The sequence below is a fragment of the Micromonospora sp. NPDC049799 genome (genome assembly GCF_040656655.1).
Classification (GTDB): Bacteria; Actinomycetota; Actinomycetes; order Mycobacteriales; family Micromonosporaceae; genus Micromonospora.
The window spans coordinates 1-2,815 of record NZ_JBFAMU010000594.1; the positions used below are offsets into that span (position 1 = coordinate 1).

Here is a 2,815-nt window from a genome sequence, read left to right on the forward strand (position 1 = left end):
TTGACGCCCTGCTCCTCGTACCCGAGGTTGGCGGTGTTCGCCCTCCGGCTCACCCGCCCGCGCGGCCTCCGCGACGTCCGCGTTGGTCGAGCCGGTCTCGGCACGCAGCTCCAGCCGGGCCCACGGGCCGTTCGGGGCGACCAGCGCGCGCCGCAGCCGCGCCACCGACAGCGGCGGGCGGTCGAGATCGGTGTACGGGGACCCCGGCATCCCGTCAGCCTACGGGCCACGCCGACGGAGGGTACTGAGGTGTACTGCACAGCAGCACCGGCCTGAACCATCGTTATATTCCCTGGGTGACTACCGAGACCGGGATCAACATCCACAGCACCGCGGGCAAGCTGGCGGACCTGGAGCGACGGGTCGACGAGGCGGTGCACGCCGGGTCGGCGCGCGCCGTGGAGAAGCAGCACGCGAGGGGCAAGAAGACCGCACGGGAGCGGATCGAGCTGCTGCTCGACGAGGGCTCCTTCGTCGAGCTGGACGAGCTGGCCCGGCACCGGTCCACGGCCTTCGGCCTGGAGCGGAACCGGCCGTACGGCGACGGCGTGATCACCGGCTACGGCACCATCGACGGCCGGCAGGTCTGCGTCTTCGCGCAGGACTTCACGGTCTTCGGCGGCTCCCTCGGCGAGGTCTTCGGCGAGAAGATCGTCAAGGTGATGGACCTGGCGATGAAGATCGGCTGCCCCGTCATCGGGATCAACGACTCCGGTGGCGCGCGTATCCAGGAGGGCGTGGCGTCACTCGGCCTCTACGGCGAGATCTTCTTCCGCAACGTCCGCGCCAGCGGCGTCATCCCGCAGATCTCCCTCATCATGGGCCCGTGCGCGGGCGGCGCGGTCTACTCCCCCGCCGTCACCGACTTCACCGTGATGGTCGACCAGACCTCGCACATGTTCATCACCGGCCCGGACGTCATCAAGACCGTCACCGGCGAGGACGTGGCGATGGAGGAGCTGGGCGGTGCCCGCACCCACAACTCGCGCAGCGGCAACGCGCACTACCTCGCCACCGACGAGTCCGACGCGATCGACTACGTGAAGGCGCTGCTGTCGTACCTGCCGTCGAACAACCTCGACGAGCCGGTCGTGTTCGAGGCACCGGCGGACCTCGACATCACCGACGAGGACCGGGAGCTGGACACGCTCATCCCCGACTCGGCCAACCAGCCGTACGACATGCACCGGGTCATCGAGCACGTCCTCGACGACGGCGAGTTCCTGGAGGTCCAGCCGCTCTACGCGCAGAACCTCCTGATCGGCTACGGCCGCGTCGAGGGCCGCCCGGTGGGCGTGGTCGCCAACCAGCCGATGCACTTCGCCGGCACGCTGGACATCGCCGCCTCCGAGAAGGCAGCCCGGTTCGTTCGTACCTGCGACGCCTTCAACATCCCGGTGCTGACCTTCGTGGACGTCCCCGGGTTCCTGCCAGGCACCGGGCAGGAGTGGGACGGCATCATCCGCCGGGGCGCGAAGCTCATCTACGCGTACGCCGAGGCCACCGTCCCGAAGGTCACCGTCATCACCCGGAAGGCGTACGGCGGAGCGTACGACGTCATGGGGTCGAAGCACCTCGGCGCGGACCTGAACTTCGCGTGGCCGACCGCGCAGATCGCGGTGATGGGCGCCCAGGGCGCGGTGAACATCCTGTACCGGTCGGACCTGGCGAACGCGGAGGACCCGGCGGCCGTGCGGGCCGAGAAGATCGCCGAGTACGAGGACACCCTGGCCAACCCGTACATCGCCGCGGAGCGCGGGTACGTGGACTCGGTCATCCCGCCGCACGAGACCCGGGCGCAGATCGTCCGCGCCCTGCGCGTGCTGCGCACCAAGCGCGAGACCCTGCCCCCGAAGAAGCACGGCAACATCCCGCTCTGATCGCCCGCTCCGCGGCGGAATCGCGCCCCTGCTTCTCGGCTGGGTCCGGGGCCTGATCCGCGCGACTTCGGGGAAGTTGGCCCCTCCCGACAGTGGGAAGGCGACATCTTCCCCGAAGTCGCGCGAGCCTTCGGGTCAGCAGGGCGGGTCGGCCACGGCGACGCAGAGCCGGGCGGCGGCGGTACGGGCGAGCTCACGCAGTTCCGCCCGGGTCAGCACCGGAGGGAAGTCGGTCGGGACGGTCAGCTGGTAGCCCGCCGGCTTGAGCACCGTGACGAGGTTCCCGACCTGCACGACCGCCCGCAACGTCTCCTCAGGCCCCACGGCGACCCGCTCGCCCGGGACGGGTGACATCCGGTAGCGCACCAGCACGGACCGGTCACCGGCGAAGTCCCGGTCCAGCACCGTCCAGCTCCGCTCGACGGCCACCGGAACGATCTGGTCCCGCCACCCCGCCATCACCGTGTCCCGCACGGTCGGACAGGCCCGGATCGCCCGGTCGAGGCCGTCGAAGACCTCACCGGCCGCCTCCGGCCGGATGCGGTAGAGCTCCTGACGGAGCAGCGGCTCCCCCGCTGGGTCGCCCGCCGGCCGGCTGCGCAGCACCGTCTGTGAGCGGGAGTACCGGGAGGTCGCCCACTCGGCGGCGATCCCCTTGTCCTTCAGGCACGCCATCAGCATGTCGTCCACGCGGACCGGTTCACCGATCCCCGACTGGATGAGCGGCGGTTCGGCCGGCTCGGGGAGGTCGGCCGCGGGCACCAGGGCCTCCAGCGGTATCTCCGCCCGGCTCGGGCCGGCCGCCGGCCCCCCGCTGGCCGCCACCGGCTCCCTGATCCGCCCGGCCGTCAGGGCGGCGGAGCCCGACACCACGACCAGCACGGCGGCACAGGCCACGCCCTGGCGGTACTGACCCAGCTCCAGGTGCATGCCCC

General features: G+C 71.2%; 2 protein-coding genes and 1 pseudogene. 1 reads left to right on the top strand and 2 read right to left on the bottom strand.

Annotated features, from left to right (window positions below):
- Nucleotides 1-210, bottom strand: a pseudogene (locus AB0I76_RS26890) (biotin--[acetyl-CoA-carboxylase] ligase); the annotation flags it as partial.
- A gap of 86 nt (nt 211-296) precedes the next feature.
- On the opposite strand from AB0I76_RS26890, the gene AB0I76_RS26895 reads away from it, so the two are divergent.
- Nucleotides 297-1,880 carry an acyl-CoA carboxylase subunit beta gene (locus AB0I76_RS26895; protein ID WP_357041017.1) on the top strand — a complete coding sequence of 528 codons (1,584 nt, stop codon included), beginning with the start codon at nt 297-299 and terminating at the stop codon, nt 1,878-1,880.
- A gap of 135 nt (nt 1,881-2,015) precedes the next feature.
- On the opposite strand, the gene AB0I76_RS26900 is transcribed toward AB0I76_RS26895, so the two are convergent.
- Nucleotides 2,016-2,815 (bottom strand): hypothetical protein (locus AB0I76_RS26900; protein ID WP_357041021.1); only part of this gene is annotated, 800 nt, incomplete at its 5' end.